Source organism: Ktedonobacterales bacterium (genome assembly GCA_036557285.1).
Classification (GTDB): Bacteria; Chloroflexota; Ktedonobacteria; order Ktedonobacterales; family DATBGS01; genus DATBHW01.
Window position 1 is genome coordinate 14,258 of the sequence record DATBHW010000016.1, and the last position, 19,660, is coordinate 33,917.

Here is a 19,660-nt window from a genome sequence, read left to right on the forward strand (position 1 = left end):
AAGAGAGAACCATTAACAGAAGGGCAGAGCGTATGATTATCTCGAAACCCCGCTCGCTCCCCATCAGCGAGCAGCAGCCAGCGTCAGCAGCAGATGCGCGGCTGGCTGTGCTGCGAGGGTTGGCATACTCGGATATTTTCGATTACGCTCCAGACCGCTCTGCACTCTATTACACGCTGGAATACCCAGGCATCTCACGCGCTCGCTTCGAGCAAACCCTCCAGGAAATGCAAGCAGAAGGGACTATCATTGCTGACGACGAGCGATGCATGCTGGCGGGCCGAGAGGCGCTTTCAGCCATCTGGCGACGCCGCCAGCAGCAATCAGCACAGAAATGGCAGGCGGCCCGCCGCTATTCGGCGTTGATTCGCTGTCTGCCATTTATACGTATGGTCGCCGTCACCGGACCACTCGCTGTGCAAAGCGCCGAAGCCCCTGACGACATTGATCTCTTTCTCATTACCGCGCCGGGCCGTGTCTGGTTGGCACGCGCTCTGACCATCGTCATCGTGCGGCTGGCCGCGTTGTCCAGATTGACCCTCTGTCCCAACTATTTGATTGCCACAGACGCGCTGGAGGTTTCCGAGCGCAACCTCTATACCGCGCGCGAACTCGTCCAGATGCAGCCGCTCTACGGCGCAGGCTGGCATCAGCAGCTACGCGCGCACAACCGCTGGACGCTGGACTATCTGCCCAACGCTGAGATCGCCGCTGCCCCTACCGCCCTCCCACTGGATCGCTTGCCATATAGCACGCGTCTCTTGAAATCGCTAGGTGAACGTCTGCTAGGAGGGAAACCAGGCACAGCGATGGATCGCTGGGAAATGCGCCGCAAGGTGCGCAAGTTTCTTCGGGGGCGAGCGCCCGCTGCTCTTGAAGAAGCCAGTTTCACACCCGCGCAGTGCAAAGGGCATTTCAACGGCCATGCCGCTCGTATTCTTCAGCACTTTCACGAGCGCATTGACGCCGTGTCAGCAGCCCAGGGGGAGTAGAGCACATGGCTGCCAGGGGAATACTCACGTGGAGACAAGCGGGTACTGGCGCTAATCTGATTGGCCGACTGGCGCTGGGACTGGAACGCCTGGCTCTGGCAGCGTTTATCATCACCATCTTGTTGCTCGGCTATTGGAGAGCCATACCGCTTAGCTGGTTCTCGCAAAGCTGGGCCGTCAGCAGCCAATATCAACTCGTGACCCTCTTCAATCCCCAATATCGGGCAATCATCCTCTATCCCAGCGACATCGCCGCTGCTGTAACAATTACGCTCTGCCTCCTTGGGCGCATTGCCGCCAGCATCACCCGACAGGAGCGTGCACCCCTGCGCTTCGGCCCGCTCTATTTGATGCTCCCAGTGATCGGGATGGCGGCGCTTTCAGCTCTCAGTGCCACGCAGGCTGTTCTTCCCATTTTATCTCTCGAAATCGCGCTGCACCTGTTGTTCCTGGCAGCCCTGGTCATAGCCATCATTAATCTACGCCCTCCACTGTGGGCTGTAGCGGCGCCATTAGCGTTGCTGCTGGCAATAGAAGGGCTGCTGAGCCTGTTGCAGACGCTGGCGCAATCAACTTTGCTGGGTCCATTGCTCTTCAACTGGAGCCACAATATCACTGCTGCGCAGCCCGAAGCCAGTATCGTACAATTGCCTGACGGGACACGCTGGCTGCGCGCCTATGGAAGCCTGCCCCACCCCAATATCCTGGGCGGGCTGCTGTGTCTGGCAATCCCAGTAGTCGCAGGCAGCTATCTGCGCCTGCCCCGCCGTAGCCTGGCCGCAGGCTGGCGGGCGTGGCTCCTGCTCATATCGCTCGGGCTGGGTCTGCTGGCGCTCTTACTCAGCTTTTCACGCGCAGCCTGGCTAGGTGTCTTCATCGCCGCACTCTGGGCGGGCTTACTCCTCTGGCAAAGGCGTCGTGTCGCCCGTCACCAGCCACCCGTTTCATCATTCGCTCCTCAGAACACCTCGCTCCATCTCTCTGAAGCAGCGCGGCGCCTGGCCTTTTTGTGCTTGCTCGGTGCTGGGCTGCTGGTTAGCCTGGTAGCAACGCTTGGCCCTGCAATACAATCACGGCTGCTCTTGAGCAACTCGACTCTGGAGCAGCGTTCGCTGAGCGAGCGAGCGATCTTACTAGAAGCGGGCGCAACCTTCTTCACACAGCACCCCTGGCTGGGGGTTGGCGCGGGCAACATGCCGCTTGTCGAACTCTCCTACCCTCCAACGCGCAATATAGGCGAATCCACTCACAACGTTCCCATCGCTATTGCCGTCGAAACCGGACTCTTTGGCATGCTCCTCTGGCTGCTTCCTCCCATTGTCACGCTCTGGTACACCTGGGAGCGCCGCTTCGCGCTCTCAGCCGCCGGGCTGGCCGCATCCGTGGCGCTGATAGCTCTGAGCATTGTCGCACAGCTCGACCATTACCTCTGGACACAACCCACTGGCAGCCTCATCTGGTGGCTCGCCGTCACACTGGTGGCTCTTTGGAGCGAGCGCAGCAGCAACGAAGCCACGATACACTAGCAGAGCGCCTCTGCCACTGGCGGCAAACCTCGCCCGGCGCTACAATTTATCATTATCACCATCTTCTTACTATCAAAGAGTTTAGAAGGAGTTACCATCCTATGCGTCGGGATAAACAGGCAGAGCCGCCATCTGACGACCATCAACCTCCCAGGAAACAGGCAAGGCAAACAGCGCCGCCCGCGCATCATGCTGTGCCGCCTGTACCAAATCCGAGTCTGAGCCGACGCGCTCGCCTGGGGCGACCAACCTCTGACGAGCAGCTTCTCCAGCGGCCCACGCGCAAGGAAGAAGCGCTCGCAATTGATTTTACCCACACGGACCCCTGGCGTGTCCTGCGAATTATAGGCGAATTTGTCGAGGGCTTCGATACGCTGGCCCATATCCATCCTGCCGTGACCTTCTTTGGCTCGGCGCGTGTGCATCCAGCCGACCCCATGTACGAGGCAGCCTACCAGACCTCCAAACGCTTAGCGCAGGCAGGCTTTAATATTATCACTGGTGGCGGACCCGGCATCATGGAAGCAGCGAACTGTGGAGCGGCGGACGGCGGCAGCAAATCGGTTGGCTGCAATATCGAACTACCACACGAACAGAGCCTCAACGCCTACGTGCAAATCTCCATTAACTTCCGCTACTTCTTTGTACGCAAAACCATGTTTGTCAAATACGCCGAGGGCTTCGTGATCTTCCCTGGCGGCTTTGGCACTATGGATGAACTCTTCGAGGCGCTCACACTCATCCAGACGGGCAAAGTGGAGATGTTCCCCGTCATCCTCTTTGGTTCGCGCTATTGGGAAGGGCTGCTCAACTGGATCAAAGCAACCATGCTGGCTGAAGGCAAAATCTCGCCTGAAGACCTCGATCTCTTGCAGATCACCGATTCGCCAGAAGAAGTCAGTCAGATCATCTTGAGCAACTACCATACGAGGCAGAACGGCTCACCACCAATCCCTGGCACGCTGCGCTAGCTGCTTCATGCGAGCTTGCCCGCAGAGCCGCGTCTCGGCGACTCAACGTCAGCTAGTGTAAATGTCGGCGCTGCAAAGCTCCTGTGGCGCGAGAAAAACAACGCCGCCTGGAGCCTTAGTGCACTCCAGGCGGCGCAGATAAATAGGTGACAACCAATCATTATTCCCGTGAACGCGCCACAACGACACCATGCTCCTCGTCGTTTGGATCAGCCGCCCCAAGCTCCATCGCAAAGAGACCATCCAGGTCGCCAAGCTTACGATCAAGCCGATTGGCCTCATCCTTCAGCCATTCAGCCACCAATTCACAGGCTTCCTCTTTGCTGGAGGCTCGCACAACGGCGCGATCCACTGCCAGAACTTCATTAGAAACGACATCCTGCTCCACGAGATACAGACCCAATCCCTCAAGGCGATCAGACGCTGTGTCTTGATGAGCTTCGGCTGGCAGCGGACGAAGGACCAGATCAGGTCCAAAAAGCACCACTTCCCCCTCCCAGGTCATCACTGTCATATCAGCCGATAAACGCCGCAACTCCATCACCATGCCCGGCCAGCACTCTTCCTCCGCAACCGCCCACATTTCCCGACCCAATGCCTGGCGTCGTTCTACATGCAACTGGCGGCCTATACCAGGCAGCACAGCCAGCATACGCTTCGGCGCCTCCGCAGAAACTATCGTCTCTGCATCCTCAAATAGAGCAGCGTCACCAGAGGACAACTCCCCATTCTCCTCATCTAGCAGCGTTTCTGGCATAGATATTCTCCTCACGAAGACCTGCTTGCTCATTTGGTCTTCTATGCGTATTATAACGCCTGAGGGGGTGATTTCGCTACTGCCAAAGCTTCACATTTTCCACTGACCACGCCTTGACCCTTTTGCAGCCGTTGGCTATACTGACAACGGGACAAACCGAAGGGCCATCACTGGCGGCCAGGCCAGGGCTGAAGCAAAGGATCAGTAGGATGGAAATTAGCGAACCGGCTGAATACGCCCTCTTGGGCTTGCTCTGGGATGGACCTCGTCATGGCTACGAATTGCATCGCGCCTTTGCTACCGACCAGGAATTAGGCGGCATCTGCCGCCTGGAACAGAGCCAGCTCTATGCCTTTCTGAAAAAGCTGGAGCAGCTGGGCTACCTCGAAAGCACGCTCGAACCCCAGGAGGGGCGTCCGCCCCGGCGCGTGGTGGGTCTGACCAGAAAAGGCCGACAAATGTTTCGCCAATGGATCGAAGCTCCCGTCCCCCGCCCACGCGAGGTGCGACTCCTCTTCCTCCTCAAGCTCTATTTTGCTCGCGCGTTTGGGGCAGAAACCATTCTCACCCTCATCACCCGACAAATCGAGGCATGCGAAGCCTTTCTCAAAAAACTCCATGAAGCGCCCCCTGGCTCTGTATCCAGCGAGGCGCTTCAGGATTTTCGCGTCATTGTCCACCGGGCGCGCATCCGGCAGATCGAAGCAACGATTGGCTGGCTGGCAGAACTGCAACAACAGGCGCAAGCCATAGCCCTCTCTCCGACCAAAGAGAAAAGCGCCCAGACGCCTTGACACAAAAAGAAAAAGCCAATAACCCCCTCGCTTGCAGAGAAGTGAGGAAAGTATACCGGCTTCGACAACCTACGCTGCTTGAATGAACTCCCGGCGGCCTAGCGGTGCGAAGGCAAGCCAACCTTGGGATCGCCTGTGCGAATATGATAGGCCCACAAACCGGCAAATCCCAGGCAAGCAATACCCAACAGGGCTATAACCGAGACGCCGTACCATCTGACCATGGTGGCTCCTTTTCTGCTTCAAGCGATTCAGCGATACGTGTCGCTGCCTCAACGCCTCGCAAACAGACCTGCTTGCAGGCAGCATCAGCGTTGGCGTCATTGGCAACGAGCTATTTCCTGCACAAAGCGCGCCAGAGCACTCGTATAGGCGCTCAGCGTGGCCGCCAGATTTGCGCCCCAAACGCTGGCAAGTCCAGACGAAGCGCCACATCTGGCTGGCTCTTCCCGCCCAGCACCGCGCTGGCAGTGCTCAACACCTCTCGTGCAGGCATCAGACCGGCTGGGAAGAGACCGTCTGGCAGTGCAACAGAAACAGGTGTCCTGTGGTTGGCAGCATTGACAACGACCAGCCGCCAATCGTTTTCCAGCGTCCAGCAAAACGCCAGCGCGGCTTCATTCTGTGCATCAATAAGTGTAAAAAGACCATCGTGGTAAATCGCCTGCCGCGTCTCACCGAGCAGCGCCCGATAGAATGGCTCAATCAGCAGATCAGTCGCCTCCTCCAGACGGCGGCCAAGCTGCACAGGTGTTTTCACGCGCCATCCGGCAAGTTGCCCCTCATGTAGCAAACGCGCGCCTGGAATGAGCAAGCTTATCGCCGCCACGGCCAGGCTGCGCTGTGGGCCAAACGCCACCACCGCGCGCGCCTCATCATGGTTCTCGACAAAATGCGCCATCCGCGCTTGAAGGTCCAGAGGTCTGCCCAGCGCCACACGCAGACCTTCTACGTCGCCTTCAAGCAGCCGATCATACAAACCCTTATCATAAGTGTAATCAAAGCCGAGCGCCTGCAATTCAGGCTCAGTCTCCCAGTACGCCTCAGCTAGAAAAGTAAAGTCGGGATGAGTTGCCTTGATAACAGGAATGATCTCGGCCCAGAACTCGGTCTCTGGTATTGGCCCGGCAGCAGCGCCCCAGGTAGTGCCAAACACACGATTCAAGAGCAGCATTGCCATATCACAGCGCACCCCATCGCACTGATTGGCAAGCGTCTCAAGCGCGCTGCGAGCCAGGTTACGAGCAGAAGAGGCAAAGGCGTTGATCTGCGCGGTATCGCTCCAGGCGGGAAAATAAGGATCGCGCCCATGAGCCACAACATCACCGAGCGGCCCCTGAAAAAACGTCACCGGATCGGCGGCCAGCGCCTTTGTGTCTCCGTGAATAATGGCGTTCGGGTGTGTCGTCAGCCAGGGATGGTCAAAGGCGACGTGGTTGGGTACATAATCCAACAACAAGCGCAAGCCCCGCCGGGCAAGCTCCTTCCGACAGCGCGCCAGACCACTTGCCCCCCCTAGATAGTCATCAACCACATAGCGATGAACGGCGTAGGGTGATCCCACCACATCCTCTGGTTTGAGGTCAGGCAGCGCGCGGCGGTATTCATCGAGCGTTTGGGGGCGTCGGGCCAGATCGCGCGCCGCCGGACTTCGCTCCCAGACACCCATCAACCAGATAGCGTCAAACCCCCACGCCGCCAGCGCGTCATAGACTTCCGTTGGAATAGATTCCAGTGTAATTGGCCGACTATAGCGGCGACTCAGGGCAGTCAGCCAGGCCCAGGTATTGATCTCGTAGATCAGAGGATGCGTTCGTATCCTCAAGTGGTCCTCCTCAAACAAATTGCTCCTTGTATTGTGTCGGCATTGTATCGCGTGGCGCTTCCAGCTTCCCTTCCTCAGTGGGAAAACCGCGCCACCCGCACCGCCTCATCGCGGTACATCAATAAGAAATTCCACAGCGCCAGGGCCGCAGCGGAAAGATGCCTGCCGCGCCGCCGCACCAGCGACCAATGGCGATGGACCGGGAAGCCCACCACATCCAGAATCACCAGCCGCCCGACGATCAACTCTAGCTCCAGCGCGCGCAGCGGCATGACCGAAATGCCCAGGTCAGCCGTTACTGCTTGTTTGATTGCGCCGCTGCTGCGTAGTTCCATCCCCACATGAACCGGCGCGCCCTTTCCCAGAAAATGATGCTCCACATCGGTTCTGGTTCCCGATCCTGCCTCGCGGAGCAGGAAAACCTCCTTGCTCAGTTCCTCAAGGGGGATATTCTTCATGCCCGCCAGGCGATGGCGCGGCGAAGCAATCACCACCAGTTCATTGGGTACGAACTCAGCGACATCCAGATCATGGGTATCCTCAATCAACCCCATAACAGCCATATCCACCTCGTCATTCAGCAGCCGCTCTTGCACCGTAAAGCGATTGACCACATCCAGCGTCAGCTTCACATCAGGGTTCTGACGATGAAAGGCCCCCAGCACTGCGGGGACAATATAAATGCCCGCCGTCGTGCTGGCCGCAACCTTCACCGTCCCACGTCGCGCGCCGCTTAGCTCTTCCAGCACAAGCTGTGTCTCATCCATCAGCGCAAAAATGCGCTCGCTATAACTCAGGAGTTCATTGCCAGCCTCGGTCAGCCGCAGCGTTCGGCCAACTTTCTCGAAGAGCGGCAGGCCAACACTGCGCTCCAGCGCCTTGACCTGCAAAGAGACCCCTGGCTGACTGAGAAACAGCACTTCCGCTGCCCGCGAATAGCTGCGCTGCTGCGCCACCGCCTGAAAAATGCGTAGTTGGTGCAGATTAATAAGCATTTAGTTCCCCTTATCCCTTGACAAAAAAGTGATATGGAAAATTATACCGAATACACACCAGAGCTTTCATCTATAAGCTATAGATTATCAAATGGATAAAAAACTTATATGAACGATTATAATGGCAGCGGCAGGCTCCTGGTAAAAAAGCGAAACAATAGATGCGGCTACCTCAGGCCAATCAACATCAGGCTTCATAAGCATACGATCTTGAGGCAGATACATCGCCGCGCCTCGTGGAGATAAGGAAATATTTATTGATTCGATAAGTAACAGAGACTGGATTTTATAGGAAAACCCTGTTATGACTCTAATAACAACGTTTTGTGCCCGCTGCTTTGGGCGCTAGCGGGCCAGTGTCAGGCAGATGAACGAGCAAAATCGCCAGAAAGGACCAGATACCCGATGACCCAATACCTTGCCGAACTGGCTACCACATGGAAAGAAGACCCGCGCTGGGCGGGCATCATTCGACCTTATGCTGCGGAGGACGTAGTGCGCCTGCGTGGTTCCATCCACATCGAATATACGCTGGCTCGCCTGGGCGCAAAACGCCTGTGGGAGCTTCTGCATACGGAGCCGTATATTGCCGCCCTGGGGGCGCTGACTGGCAATCAGGCCATGCAGCAGGTGAAAGCAGGCTTGCAAGCCATTTACTTGAGCGGCTGGCAGGTAGCGGCTGACGCCAACCTTGCCGGACACATGTACCCCGACCAGAGCCTCTACCCCGCTAACAGCGTTCCACAGGTCGTGCGTCGCATCAATCAGGCGTTGCAGCGCGCCGACCAGATTCATCATGCCGAAGGCAAGAACGGCATCCACTGGTTTGCGCCGATTGTCGCCGACGCCGAAGCAGGCTTTGGCGGTCCCTTGAACGTGTTTGAGCTAATGAAAGCCATGATCGAGGCCGGAGCCGCTGGCGTCCATTTTGAGGACCAACTTGCCTCCGAGAAAAAGTGCGGCCATATGGGCGGCAAAGTCCTGGTACCCACTGCAACCGCCATCAAGCATCTGGTCTCCGCGCGGCTGGCCGCCGACGTGATGGGCGTGTCCACACTCATTATCGCCCGCACCGACGCCAACGGCGCGCACCTGATTACCAGCGACATTGACTCCCGTGACCATCGTTTCCTCACCGGGGAGCGCACTTCCGAAGGCTTCTTCCGCATACGCGCCGGGCTGGATACCGCCATAGCCAGGGGTCTTGCCTACGCTCCCTACTGCGACCTGATCTGGTGCGAAACCTCCGAGCCGAATATTGATGAGGCCTGCCGTTTCGCTGCCGCCATTCACGAGCAGTTCCCCGGCAAGCTCCTCGCCTATAACTGCTCCCCCTCCTTCAACTGGAAGAAAAAGTTGGACGCGCGCACCATCGCCACCTTCCAGCAGCAGCTTGGAGAGATGGGCTACAAGTTCCAGTTCGTCACGCTGGCGGGCTTCCACGCCCTCAACTACAGCATGTTCGATCTGGCAAGCGAATACCGCGCGCGCGGCATGGAGGCGTACTCCGAACTGCAACAGGCCGAGTTTGGCCGCGAAGCCGATGGCTACAGCGCAACCCGCCATCAGCGCGAGGTGGGCACCGGCTACTTCGATGAGGTCGCGCTCGCCATTTCCGGTGGCGAAGCCTCTACCCTGGCTTTGACCGGCTCAACCGAACTGGCCCAATTCCACGCATAAGCCAATGACCGGCCACATATTCTATAATGATACCGGAGCGAAATCGCTCCGGTATTCTCCTGTCTCTGAGAAGAGCCTTCTGGCAGAAAGAAGCAAACGATGACGACATCTGCGCATCTTCACCGCTCCATTGATGGAGTGGAGATTACTGGCCCCGTCTCACCAGCCTTTGCAGAGATACTGACCCCCGATGGGCTGGGGTTTGTGGCGATGCTCGCCCGCGAGTTTGGAGCGCGGCGCGAAGCCCTGCTGCAAGCGCGCACAGAGCGCCAGGCCAGAATTGACGCGGGCCAGCTCCCCGATTTCCTGCCCGAAACCGCCACGATTCGCAGCGGCGCGTGGACGATTGCTCCCACCCCCCCTGATCTGCAAGACCGCCGTGTCGAGATCACCGGACCGGTTGAGCGCAAGATGATGATTAACGCCCTGAACTCCGGCGCCAAAGTCTTCATGGCCGACTTCGAGGACGCCCACGCGCCCACCTGGGCGGCAACCATCGAGGGCCAGATCAATCTGCGTGATGCTGTCAGCCGCACAATCAGCTACATCAGCCCGGAGGGCAAGACGTATCAGCTACAGGAGAAGATCGCTACCCTGATGGTCCGCCCGCGCGGCTGGCATTTGCTCGAAAAGCATATGTTGATCGACGGCAAGTCGGTTTCCGCCAGCCTCTTTGATTTTGGGCTGGCCTTCTTCCACAACGCCAAAACCCTGCTCGAAAAAGGGACCGGCCCCTATTATTATCTGCCCAAGATGGAAAGCCACCTGGAGGCGCGCCTCTGGAACGATGTCTTTGTCCTAGCGCAGGACCAACTTAGCGTCCCGCAGGGAACCATCAAAGCCACCGTTCTCATCGAAACCATCCTGGCCGCCTTCGAGATGGACGAGATTTTGTACGAACTGCGCAACCATTCCGCCGGGCTGAATTGTGGCCGCTGGGACTACATCTTCAGCGCCATCAAAAAGCGCCGCAGCGACCCCAACTTTGTGCTGCCGGACCGCGCCCTGGTGACGATGACCACGCATTTCATGCGCTCGTATTCGCTGCTGCTCATCCAGACCTGCCACCGCCGCAGCGCGCACGCGATGGGCGGCATGGCGGCACAGATTCCCATTAAAAACGACCCCAAAGCCAATGAAGAAGCAATGGAGAAGGTTCGGGCCGATAAAGTGCGCGAAGCCAATGACGGACACGATGGCACCTGGGTAGCGCATCCTGGCCTGGTCGCTACGGCAATGGAGGCGTTCGATGCCGCCATGCCACAGCCCAACCAGATTGACCGCAAGCGCGAGGATGTGCAGGTCAGCGCCGCTGATCTGCTAGTCGTTCCCGAAGGGCCAATCACCGAGAAGGGGCTGCGCACCAATATCAGCGTCGGCGTCCAGTATCTGGAAGCCTGGCTTGGTGGCCTGGGCTGCGTGCCGCTCTATAACCTGATGGAAGACGCCGCAACCGCCGAAATCTCCAGGGCGCAGGTCTGGCAATGGATTCGTCACCCTAAAGGCGTCCTGAACGATGGCCGCAAAGTGACCATTGATCTCTTCCGCCAGATGCTGGCCGAAGAGATGGAAAAGATCACATCCATCGTCGGCGCTGAGGGCTACGCCGCCCGCCATTACCAGTTGGCGAGCGAACTCTTTGACCGCATCACCACGTCAGACCAGTTTGTCGAGTTCCTTACCCTGCCCGCTTATGGATACCTGGACTGAGCAACTAGCCGATTCACTTGCCAGCATTGGCGGCGCCAACCAGAGGCGCTGACTGATAAAAGAAACGATAGTCAGTCAGGTTGTTATGGCGCGCCGAGGTCATATCCACATAGCCGCCGATGATCTGCTCGGCAAAGGGGCTGGCTGGAAGCGCCGATTTAGCCACCTGCCAGGAGCGTCGCCCTGGCTGATCGGCGGTGTCGCCGCTGAGGCGGACCCCCAGCCGGTCCATAATACGCATATTGCGCTGAGCCAGCGCAGGATGGGGGACATACATAGAGATGGTTGTATCGAGCGCGGCCAATTGCTCTGTAATCTGGTCGGGCCGATGCCCATAGTGAGCGCAGGCAGCTTGCGCCTCTTCAAGCAGCGCTTTCCTCGACAGCGTAAAGAGCGGCTCAAGCGCCCGAAGCAGATTCATACCTCGATTGAGCAGGACCAGCCGACCATGCGCCAGACGTTTCGCCAGCGGACTGGCGCTTTCCTGCTGCTGGATTATCTCCAACTGGCGCGTAATATCCCCAAAGGGCAGCGTATCCAGCCTGTGCTGAAGAAAATCCACAACCCCGGCGGTTTCTCCTGCCTGCCAGTCGCGCAAAAGTTCCAGGCACCGCCGCCCCTCGTAACGTTCTGCTGTCCTGGGTATACTGAGCAGGCGATCTTTGCGCTCGCACACCCACAGGGCATGTAAATAGCGCACCGAGTCAGCAACCGAAAAAGCCGAGAAGCGCCGCTGCCCCTGCACCTCCTGAACATACTGAAAACTGGCCTCAAACTCCGGTTGCAGCCGCTCGAAAGCCGCAAGTTTTTCACCAACCAACAGTACCAATGATGTGTCCTGAGCCATGATCTCACCTCCTGGCTTCTACTTGATGGCTTGCCCCAGATGCCCTTCTCGTCTGGCTTTCCCAGGTAGGCGCCAGCGCCGCCAGAGCAGGCTTGCAGGAGAGCTACCATAGAGCTTTCTAGATAGGGTATACTATACCTGCACATTGGCATACGGGTGCAGGAGGCTGCCAAGGTTTTGCTGTATCCCCTGCATAACCCGGACCCTATTCCATACGTAAAACCACTAAACGTTACGCATCTTAGATGCCGATTTCCCCCGATGGCCTGGCTCTGGCAGAAAGGTTGTGAAAACACACAGCCTCTTCGAGAACGCCCGATGGCCCTCTGTGGAACCCGGCGGGAGAAAAAGTATGTTGCAAGCAGAGCCAGCCCCCGAACAGAAGGAGCAGCGCAGAAATCCTCCCCCAAAAGGTCTGGCCGTCTTAGGGGTACTGCGGCATTCGGCCATGTTACGACTCTGGCTGGCTCAAGTCATCTATCTTAGCGTGCAATCGGCTGCCAGTTATGGCATGATTGTGCGTATGACCGATGAAACCGGCTCGGCCACCCTGGTCGGGCTGGTCCTGATTGCGCTGACCTTGCCCCCATTCCTGCTTGGTGCTCCGGCAGGGGCGCTGGTAGATCGCATGGATCGCCGCAATGTCCTCTGGGTCAGCAACGCCCTGCGCGCCCTGGCGACTGCGCTCTTTGTCCTGGCATTACTCGCCACTCCCCATGCATTTTACTCGATCTATCTCCTGGCTCTGTTATTTTCGTTGGTTGGCCTGTTCTTTACCCCGGCAGAGGGCGCGCTGATCCCCACGCTCGTCAATGAAGAAGAACTGCTGCCCGCCCTCTCGCTCTATAACCTGACGCTGAACGTCAGCCAGGCGGTAGGTTTGCTGGTGCTTGGGCCGCTCATGCTGAGTCTTCTACCAACCATCATCATCCCGCTGGGAGGCCAGCATCAACTGACTCTTCTGCCCATTGAAACACTCTTTGTCCTGATTACCCTCCTCTATCTTCTGGCTGCCGTTCTCATCCACAGTCTGCCCAGGGGCCGCCGACCAGCCCCGCGTTCCGCAGAAGTGCTGGCAAGCAGAGTAGCAGATGAAGACCGGCTGCACGATCCTCCGCTTTCAGGGCAGGCGCTGGCAAGCAATGTCGAACCAACCATCCCAAACTGGCAGCAGCTACGCACAGATTTACGCGATGGTTGGCAGCTCGTCCGAAAAGATGGCATCTTGTCCGATTCGCTTCTGCAAGCCTGCTTTGGCAGCCTGATGATGATGACCATTGCCGGACTGGCAACGATCTTCGTGGAACGCTTCTTGAACCTGCCCAGCAAAGATACTGCCCTCATCTTCACGCCGGCTGGCATTGGCATCGTCGTGGGTTCGCTGCTCATTCCTGTCGTAGTTTCTCACCTGGGTCAGATGCGAACCATCATCGTCGGAATGATTGGCATGGCGGTAGGTATAGGGCTGCTCCCGGTGGCCCAGCACATTGCACAACTGGCCGCTCCAGACGATTGGTGGACAGAACCCACCTTCCTGCTCATCGTAGCAGCCCTCACTACACTCGTTGGCTTCAGTCTGGATTTCATCATTGTCCCCGCGCAGGCAGAAATGCAGGAACGCTCGCCCGACGAGATGCGTGGGCGTGTGCTGGCGCTCTATCAAGCCCTCTTCAATGGCGGTTCTATCCCAGTCCTCCTCTTTATGGGAGCAGTGGCCGACCTGCTCGGCATTGTGGTAGTTCTCTATTTGATGGCGGGCCTCAGCCTTACGGTGGCGCTGCTCGCCACCCTGCGGGCGTTGTTCAGGAACCGCGAGCGTTCTCATCGCGGTTCGCTTCCTGTCGCTGTTCACAGCAAGCGGCCACATCAGTTACCCCAGCCCTGGATAGATGAGCACGCCAGCGCCGATGAGATGCCCGAAGGCGCTCCCCTATAAAAAGCTGGTGGCGCGCACGCGGGTGCTTGACAGAATGTAGCGCCTCTGGTAGCTGTATAGCAGGTCCATATCAATCTGCTTTATAGCCCATCGTCGAGAAAGCCATGCTGAACCTGCTGTTGGTCGAAGATAACGAAAACCTGCGCCCTGCACTGGGTAGAGGGCTGGAAGACACCAGATCGGTGCGCGTCGGAGCTTCGTGCGGCAGCAGCGAAGAAGCCCTGGCGCTCTGCCTGGCCGATCCGCCTGATGTCATCCTGATGGACGTGCAGTTGGCAGGCGAGATGAACGGTATTGAGGCTGCTATTGCCATCCGGCGCGAGTTTCCGCGCTTGCCCGTCGTCTTCTATTCCATTCAGGACGATGACGTCTATTATCGCGCCTTTCGCCGCTCTGGCATCCTCAGCCACTATGCCTACGTGCGCAAATCCAACTACCTCCTGCCGCAGATGATCATACCTTTGCTGCGAGACGCCGTCGCCGGGCGCAGCTTCATTGACCCGGAGATTGAGTCGCGCGTTCAGGAAGTGCGCCAGAAAGACGAGGAATCGCCAATGGCCCTGCTAGAACCGAATGAGCAGGTGGTTGCCCGCCTCCTGGCGCAAGGCATGAGCAACGAACATATCGCCGCGCGGCTGGGTTTTCGTGATAAACGGACTATCAGCCGAACGAACGGACAAATCTACACGGCCTGGGGGCTCAACGAAAGTACCACCGATGAGAAAGTGGCGCGGGTGCGCGCTATCCTGATTATCCGCGAAGGGCGGCTCATCCACTGGGATGAGCAGGGCGCGCCCCATATTCTTGACACACGCGGCCAATGGATACCTTACGACCTCGGAAAAGAGTGACAGCATGTTCCTCTATTATTTCCTCAACTGGGCCTTCCGAACAGTCTCTTTTTTTAATACCATCACCTTGCTATGGCTGGGGCTAACCGTCCTGCTCAATGCAGAACGGCGCCGCTGGGGAACCTGGGTAGCCTCCGGCGGCCTGCTCATCGGTGGTGCTTTTTTCGCCGCGCATTCAACTGTCGTGGGACGCATCTTCGACACTCTGGATACACAGGTCTCCTTCTGGTGGCGGCTGATCTGGCTCCCTTTTATTTTCTCGCCATACCTCTGGTATCTGGTCATCGTCGGCTATACCGGCGTGCTGCGCGCGGGAGGCCATCGTGTCTGGCTCTTGCTGGTCAGTGCGCTAGGCTGCGTAGCGTTGGCGCTGCTGCTTTTCCCACATAATCTGCCCAGCTACGAAGAACTGACCGAGGGCAGTCCGCAAAGCGTTTTCTCTATCGCTGGTGTCCCGCTAGTCATGCTCATCTATCCCATCTACAGCGTCCTGTGTTTTGCCCTCGCGCTCTTCGCTCTCCACCATCCAGCAGGCTCCGAACGTTTCATGGGCGCCCTGGCGCAGCGCCGCGCGCTCCCCTGGCTCAGCGGTGCATCGTATGTCCTGCTTGCCGTCAGCCTTGGCGTTGGCGGTATTGCCACCTGGCTGATTGAGGGCCTGGAGTCACGGCAGATCATCTTTACCGCGCCAGCCACTCAGCAACTGCTCATGGCGTTTGATATACTCATTTCCACCTTGATCGCCGCAGCAGTGATCCTGGCTGGGCAAGGCATGGTTGCTTATGAAATCTTTACCGGCAAAGTCCTGCCGCGCGGTGGCCTAGCGCGTCACTGGCGCAACAGCCTGATTCTGGCAGCAGGCTACGGCGCAGCAGTCGCTGGAAGCCTGGTTCTGGCGATCAATCCTATGTATCCTCTTGTGCTGGCAACCCTCATCATGACCGCCTTTTACGGCCTGTTAAGCTGGCGTTCCTACGCCGAACACGAGCGCGGCATGGAGCGGCTGCGCCCGTTTGTCGCCAGCCAGCGACTCTACGAACATCTCCTCAAGCCAACCATCTCTCCTGAAGTTGATGTCGCCACTCCCTTCAAGGCGCTCTGTGAAGGCGTACTGGGTACCCAGGTCGCCTATCTCGCCGCCGTCGGACCGCTTGCGCCGTCTGGTGGGGTGATCCTTACATACCCTGCCAACACCTCGCTTGCGCTGCGAACACTCGCCAGCATCACAACCCGCTTTCACGCTCCCCAGGACATCTGCATTCCCCTTGATCCCAACCAATATGGCGGCGCTGTCTGGGCTGCTCCCCTCTGGAGTGAACGCGGCTTGATCGGCGTACTGCTGCTGGGGAACAGGCGCGATGGCCGCCTTTATACCCAAGAAGAGATGGAGATTGCCCGCGCCACCGGCGAGCGTTTAATTGACACGCAGGCCAGCGCCGAAATGTCCCGCAGACTGATGGCCTTGCAGCGCGAACGGCTGGCCGAAAGCCAGATTCTCGACCAGCGCACCAGAAGGGTGCTGCATGATGACGTATTGGCGCACCTGCACACCGCTATGCTCCGGCTCAGCAGCCCACAGGCAGGCGCCCCCGAAACAACGGCTGAAGTCGTCAAGCTGCTTGGAGAGACACATCATCAGATTGCCAATCTCCTGCGCGCCATGCCTATCACAACCACCCGCGAAGTCGCTCGCCTGGGCCTGATCGGCGCGCTTCGCCAGGTCATTGATACCGAACTTGCCGCAGCCTTTGATAGCGTCACCTGGCAGATCGACCCGCAGGCAGCGCACAATCTGCAATACATTTCCGCTCTCGCTGCCGAAGTCCTCTTCTCCGCTGCCCGCGAGGCCATCCGCAACGCGGCCCGCTATGGACGCAACGGAGAACACAGCCGCGCTTTGCACCTGAAGCTCTCGGTTGCCCTGGCTGATGGCCTCCAGATAATGATTGAGGACGATGGCGTAGGGCTGGATACAGCCGATCCACTCGTCAACAGCAGCGGCCAGGGGCTGGCGCTGCACAGCACTATGATGACCATTATCGGCGGCACACTCACCGCAGAGAGCGGTCCAGCAGGGCTATCCACGCGTGTCACTCTGACGCTTCCTCTAGAACCCTCCTCTATTCCGCTGCTAGCCGAGACGGGCGTAAACAGCCCTGAACAGCGCGCCATCATAACTACCGGGCAGCCATTGCCAGACCCGCCGTCAGCTCCGGCTCAGCATTCAATAACTGCTTGAACTGTGACGAGGCAGCACTCGCCGCATCAACCCCCAACATATCAGTGATCGAAAGCAGACCTAGCAGAGCAGACACAATCGCATACGCCAGGTACTGCAAGAAACCGCTCAGCATAAAAGACCCCCTTTGCTCGCTTTGTTCCTGTCTACGCAGCGCCTCACGCTGCTATGCCGCAGGATACGTTCCCCCGACACTGCTCCCCGTGATGAGCGGCAGTGACATATAATTGGGGAAAAGGAACGAAAAGGGGAAAGTGAGCCAAGATGGCTAGTGAAACATCATCGCTTGATGCCCTGGCTGAACGTTTTGCGCATCCGTCGGTGCGAGTCATGGCCCGTGAATTGGCCCAAATGGCCCGCGATCTGGAGCGCGGAACACTGGCGTGGCCGCGCACGCCACCCGTTACTGCCTGGTTCAGCGCGGCACTGCCCGGATTGGAGAGCATCGAAGCAGCCCTGAATCAGCGGCGGGATAGGTCGCTGGCCGTTGATCAAAGTGATTGGGCCTGCTTCGCGCGAACCGTCCAGGCGGGAGCAGGTGCAGCAGATGATGCGGTCCAGCAGCCGCCTCTCAGAGCGCCGCATCCAGTATCGGTGATTGCGCTCCGGCTGGTCTGGGGGTCTGAGCGATTCCGCGAATTGCCAACGGTGATTCTGAAACCACCACCTGCCCCATTTCTGGAGCAGCTAGCACGCCTGCCCGCGCCAGAGCGCGCTGCGGCTCCAGAGCAGCTTGTTCAGGCAGTATCAGCATGGCTACAAGAAAGACAACCCCTTGCCGACCAGGAACACGCTTTGCTCACCGTCGGGGATGTGCGCGGCTTCGTGCGCGTCGTGGCCTCCTGCCGGGTCGTGGGCCAGCTACGCAAAGAAGTAACGCTGGAAGATGTCGCCGCTGGCTATCTGGCCTGGGCGCGTTTGCTGCGCGCCAACCTTGATCAGCTCAGCGACATCTCCAGCGGCTGGTGGTCCTCCACAGGCCGCCAGCCTGGCATTAGGCCAGATCGTTAGGCAGATGGCCCACTTTATCCCGAATCCGCGCTAGAGAGTCCCAAAATCCACCTGTCCAGCTTTCGAGAGATCAGGATTGAGAAAGACTATCGTATAGGGAGCCGGATCGGATGGAATCACCCAGGAATCGAAACCCACATCCTTACTCTCCGCTCCTGCCACCATCACCCCAATCGGCGCGTTGAACTGCGTATCCGCCCGCTTGCGATCTCCGTTGGGGTAGATCAGCAGATATTGCGCCCAGTCGCCATCCCCCACAAGAACTGGGGCGGCGGTATTATTGGTCACATGGAAGTAGACCCGCAGGAAGCGCGTCCCCTTTTGCGCCTGGCACCCGCAGGGGTTCCAGGTCACGGTGACAATCTTCGTAATCACCCCGGTAATGTTCCCATTGTCATACTTGATCGGCTGGTTCAACCCCATGGTATGCGGAATCTCCTGATAGAGGGTGGGGTCATAGTCCCCGCCCAGCGGGATGTTCACCAGCACTTCGCTCGTCTCGCCGATCACCAGGGTCCAATCCGTGATCTTGACGGCCTTGGGTACCTCGAAGTAGAAAGCGTCAGTGGCTTTGAGGGGTTCGCCAAACTCCCCAGGAACTTCATCCTTGGGGATGCCATGCCCCAGCCCAACATCAATCAGGCGTCCATCTGGACCCATGACTCGTCCAGTGACCAGGAATCCGCCATGCCTGGACGACTCATAATCCACGTTGACCACAATCCTGAGAATAGTATCCTGGTCAGGATTAAAGTTCTGGAAGTCAGGCATCTGCTGAGCCTCAGTCGCGCTCACGACAGTAAACATCACCCCAGCATAGATACCTGTGCGGTTAATGTTATCAAGCGTCTGGGTAGCCGCGCTGCTCCCAGGCGTATTGCCCGCGCCAGGCGTAGAGGCTGCCCCAGGGGTGCTGCCAGCGACAGGGTGGCTCGCTGGCGCGGATTTATGCAGCAGGAAAAAAGCCCCGGCGCCCAGCGCCCCGCCAAGTAGCAGAATGATAAGCAGAACGGTTAGAACCATCCGCTTGCCGCGCCCCTTCTGTGGCTTGGCCCAGGGAGCAACACCGCCCCCTGGCGTCATGACCGGCGGCGGGCCAGAGGCATACCCCGGCGGGGGCGGCAGATACGACGGCTGGCTCGGCCCCGAAGGATACGCCCCTGGCGCTCCCTGGTTCACTGCTGGCCCATTATACTGGCTATAGGGTGGCGTTGAGCCTACAAGCGGTGGAGGCGGGGGCGGAGGCGGCGCCAGTTGGGTTGGCGCGTTATCGCCCGCTGACGCTGGAGGCATCGAGGCCATCTGTGTAGGCGCGTTCGCGGCCATCTGCGCAGCCTTACTCTGAGAGGGCGCCTGCATGAGAGCGCCACAGTTTGGACAAAACCCCGCCCCTGTCGGGACAGGCTGGCTGCAACGAGTACAGAGTGTTGCTTGCTGCATGGGAGCACTCCCCTCTCTCTAGATGAACGTCAACCCTGGCTGTCAACCCAAAGATACGAGCGCGTACTTTGCGATCTGGATTTCCG

General features: G+C 58.5%; 16 protein-coding genes. 10 read left to right on the forward strand and 6 right to left on the reverse strand.

All coding sequences use genetic code 11. The features are described 5' to 3' along the window. Positions 1 to 32: 32 nt before the first annotated feature. The 3 genes from VH599_05410 to VH599_05420 all read left to right on the forward strand — a co-directional run bounded on the left by VH599_05410 (position 33) and on the right by VH599_05420 (position 3,489). The gene (locus VH599_05410; protein ID HEY7347736.1) at positions 33 to 992 is read left to right on the forward strand and encodes a hypothetical protein; all 960 of its coding nucleotides are present in this window, start codon (positions 33 to 35) and stop codon (positions 990 to 992) included. Positions 993 to 997: 5 nt separating this feature from the next. Beyond that, a complete protein-coding gene (locus tag VH599_05415) occupies positions 998 to 2,518 on the forward strand; it encodes an O-antigen ligase family protein (GenBank protein HEY7347737.1) in 1,521 nt (506 codons plus the stop codon). Positions 2,519 to 2,619: 101 nt separating this feature from the next. Beyond that, on the forward strand, positions 2,620 to 3,489 hold the full coding sequence (locus VH599_05420) for a TIGR00730 family Rossman fold protein (GenBank protein HEY7347738.1): 870 nt from the start codon (positions 2,620 to 2,622) through the stop codon (positions 3,487 to 3,489). Positions 3,490 to 3,649: 160 nt separating this feature from the next. Here VH599_05420 and VH599_05425 read toward each other — a convergent pair whose 3' ends face one another. Beyond that, complete coding sequence (locus VH599_05425; protein HEY7347739.1) at positions 3,650 to 4,246, reverse strand: hypothetical protein; 597 nt, start codon at positions 4,244 to 4,246, stop codon at positions 3,650 to 3,652. 209 nt (positions 4,247 to 4,455) lie between these two features. On the opposite strand from VH599_05425, the gene VH599_05430 reads away from it, so the two are divergent. After that, positions 4,456 to 5,040 carry a PadR family transcriptional regulator gene (locus tag VH599_05430; GenBank protein HEY7347740.1) on the forward strand — a complete coding sequence of 195 codons (585 nt, stop codon included), beginning with the start codon at positions 4,456 to 4,458 and terminating at the stop codon, positions 5,038 to 5,040. Positions 5,041 to 5,138: 98 nt separating this feature from the next. Here the strand turns inward: VH599_05430 and VH599_05435 are convergent, their stop codons facing one another. From VH599_05435 to VH599_05445, 3 genes are all read right to left on the reverse strand, one after another. Continuing rightward, positions 5,139 to 5,264, reverse strand: a complete 126-nt coding sequence (locus VH599_05435) for a hypothetical protein (protein ID HEY7347741.1) — start codon at positions 5,262 to 5,264, stop codon at positions 5,139 to 5,141. Between the two features lie 152 nt (positions 5,265 to 5,416). Further along, positions 5,417 to 6,865: an alpha-amylase family glycosyl hydrolase gene (locus tag VH599_05440; protein HEY7347742.1), complete on the reverse strand. Its 1,449-nt coding sequence runs from the start codon at positions 6,863 to 6,865 to the stop codon at positions 5,417 to 5,419. Between the two features lie 74 nt (positions 6,866 to 6,939). Further along, on the reverse strand, positions 6,940 to 7,860 hold the full coding sequence (locus tag VH599_05445) for a LysR family transcriptional regulator (protein ID HEY7347743.1): 921 nt from the start codon (positions 7,858 to 7,860) through the stop codon (positions 6,940 to 6,942). 405 nt (positions 7,861 to 8,265) lie between these two features. On the opposite strand from VH599_05445, the gene aceA reads away from it, so the two are divergent. Together aceA and aceB are read left to right on the forward strand one after the other, a co-directional pair. After that, positions 8,266 to 9,540, forward strand: coding sequence for an isocitrate lyase (gene aceA, locus VH599_05450; GenBank protein ID HEY7347744.1), 1,275 nt, complete (start codon positions 8,266 to 8,268; stop codon positions 9,538 to 9,540). Between the two features lie 99 nt (positions 9,541 to 9,639). Then, positions 9,640 to 11,250 carry a malate synthase A gene (aceB, locus tag VH599_05455; protein HEY7347745.1) on the forward strand — a complete coding sequence of 537 codons (1,611 nt, stop codon included), beginning with the start codon at positions 9,640 to 9,642 and terminating at the stop codon, positions 11,248 to 11,250. Between the two features lie 13 nt (positions 11,251 to 11,263). On the opposite strand, the gene VH599_05460 is transcribed toward aceB, so the two are convergent. Then, positions 11,264 to 12,097, reverse strand: coding sequence for a hypothetical protein (locus VH599_05460; GenBank protein HEY7347746.1), 834 nt, complete (start codon positions 12,095 to 12,097; stop codon positions 11,264 to 11,266). Positions 12,098 to 12,449: 352 nt separating this feature from the next. Here VH599_05460 and VH599_05465 point away from each other — a divergent pair, with 352 nt between their 5' ends. The 4 genes from VH599_05465 to VH599_05480 all read left to right on the forward strand — a co-directional run bounded on the left by VH599_05465 (position 12,450) and on the right by VH599_05480 (position 18,134). Beyond that, entirely contained in the window at positions 12,450 to 14,033 is a 1,584-nt protein-coding gene (locus VH599_05465; protein HEY7347747.1) for an MFS transporter, read from the forward strand. A 104-nt stretch (positions 14,034 to 14,137) separates the two neighbouring features. Next, complete coding sequence (locus tag VH599_05470; GenBank protein HEY7347748.1) at positions 14,138 to 14,884, forward strand: response regulator transcription factor; 747 nt, start codon at positions 14,138 to 14,140, stop codon at positions 14,882 to 14,884. Positions 14,885 to 14,888: 4 nt separating this feature from the next. Then, a complete protein-coding gene (locus VH599_05475) occupies positions 14,889 to 17,123 on the forward strand; it encodes an ATP-binding protein (protein ID HEY7347749.1) in 2,235 nt (744 codons plus the stop codon). 264 nt (positions 17,124 to 17,387) lie between these two features. Then, entirely contained in the window at positions 17,388 to 18,134 is a 747-nt protein-coding gene (locus VH599_05480; protein ID HEY7347750.1) for a hypothetical protein, read from the forward strand. Positions 18,135 to 18,164: 30 nt separating this feature from the next. Here VH599_05480 and VH599_05485 read toward each other — a convergent pair whose 3' ends face one another. Continuing rightward, entirely contained in the window at positions 18,165 to 19,460 is a 1,296-nt protein-coding gene (locus VH599_05485) for a hypothetical protein (GenBank protein HEY7347751.1), read from the reverse strand. Positions 19,461 to 19,660 lie beyond the last annotated feature (200 nt).

Bases quoted from the DNA above. Each gene is read 5' to 3' on its own strand.
- VH599_05480 (HEY7347750.1), top strand. From the start codon at position 17,388: ATGGCTAGTGAAACATCATCGCTTGATGCCCTGGCTGAACGTTTTGCG.
- VH599_05430 (HEY7347740.1), top strand. From the start codon at position 4,456: ATGGAAATTAGCGAACCGGCTGAATACGCCCTCTTGGGCTTGCTCTGG.
- VH599_05410 (HEY7347736.1), top strand. From the start codon at position 33: ATGATTATCTCGAAACCCCGCTCGCTCCCCATCAGCGAGCAGCAGCCA.
- VH599_05460 (HEY7347746.1), bottom strand. From the start codon at position 12,097: ATGGCTCAGGACACATCATTGGTACTGTTGGTTGGTGAAAAACTTGCG.
- VH599_05475 (HEY7347749.1), top strand. From the start codon at position 14,889: ATGTTCCTCTATTATTTCCTCAACTGGGCCTTCCGAACAGTCTCTTTT.
- VH599_05420 (HEY7347738.1), top strand. From the start codon at position 2,620: ATGCGTCGGGATAAACAGGCAGAGCCGCCATCTGACGACCATCAACCT.
- VH599_05485 (HEY7347751.1), bottom strand. From the start codon at position 19,460: ATGGCCGCGAACGCGCCTACACAGATGGCCTCGATGCCTCCAGCGTCA.
- VH599_05465 (HEY7347747.1), top strand. From the start codon at position 12,450: ATGTTGCAAGCAGAGCCAGCCCCCGAACAGAAGGAGCAGCGCAGAAAT.
- VH599_05470 (HEY7347748.1), top strand. From the start codon at position 14,138: ATGCTGAACCTGCTGTTGGTCGAAGATAACGAAAACCTGCGCCCTGCA.
- aceB (HEY7347745.1), top strand. From the start codon at position 9,640: ATGACGACATCTGCGCATCTTCACCGCTCCATTGATGGAGTGGAGATT.
- VH599_05435 (HEY7347741.1), bottom strand. From the start codon at position 5,264: ATGGTCAGATGGTACGGCGTCTCGGTTATAGCCCTGTTGGGTATTGCT.
- aceA (HEY7347744.1), top strand. From the start codon at position 8,266: ATGACCCAATACCTTGCCGAACTGGCTACCACATGGAAAGAAGACCCG.
- VH599_05415 (HEY7347737.1), top strand. From the start codon at position 998: ATGGCTGCCAGGGGAATACTCACGTGGAGACAAGCGGGTACTGGCGCT.
- VH599_05445 (HEY7347743.1), bottom strand. From the start codon at position 7,860: ATGCTTATTAATCTGCACCAACTACGCATTTTTCAGGCGGTGGCGCAG.
- VH599_05425 (HEY7347739.1), bottom strand. From the start codon at position 4,246: ATGCCAGAAACGCTGCTAGATGAGGAGAATGGGGAGTTGTCCTCTGGT.